Origin of the sequence: Ferrovum myxofaciens (genome assembly GCF_000735045.1) — a bacterium.
Classification (GTDB): domain Bacteria; phylum Pseudomonadota; class Gammaproteobacteria; order Burkholderiales; family Ferrovaceae; genus Ferrovum; species Ferrovum myxofaciens.
Genome location: NZ_JPOQ01000512.1, coordinates 1 through 429, shown reverse-complemented (window position 1 = coordinate 429; position 429 = coordinate 1). Strand labels below are relative to the sequence as shown.

Genomic DNA, 429 nt, shown 5'->3' with positions numbered 1-429 from the left:
ATTTTCAGCGACCAGGTGTGCAAATCAATCAACTTGCCGCCAGCACTTTCAGCCTTGCGACGCAATTGTTCGACGAACATTCCGGGTGCTCTGACTTTCACGCTCTTGCCATAATTCTTCTGGAAGACGATATAAGACAGGGTTTCGGACTGGATGACATTACCCAGCCCGAGAATCTGGTTGGCAAGTTCACCATGGGCGCGTTTGCGCTCAGCCGCCAGTTTGCGCTCCACTTCCGCATACTCAGTGCGGATTGCCGTGTAGTGTTTGCTCGGCGCGAACTTCTGGCCTTTTTTCCATGTGCCGTTCGCGTTAAAACAGAGCGGGTTCGTGGCACGTTTAGACCTGTCCATGGCACGTTGCAAGCGGCGGGTTTCTTTCCATGGCTGAACCACGGTGTCGCAGAATTTCACCAGCGATGCGGAGTTG

Annotated in this window: 1 pseudogene; it reads right to left on the bottom strand. The window is 53.6% G+C overall.

What is annotated here, in order from left to right:
• Nucleotides 1–353, bottom strand: a pseudogene (locus tag IV91_RS0114830) (transposase); the annotation flags it as partial.
• Nucleotides 354–429 lie beyond the last annotated feature (76 nt).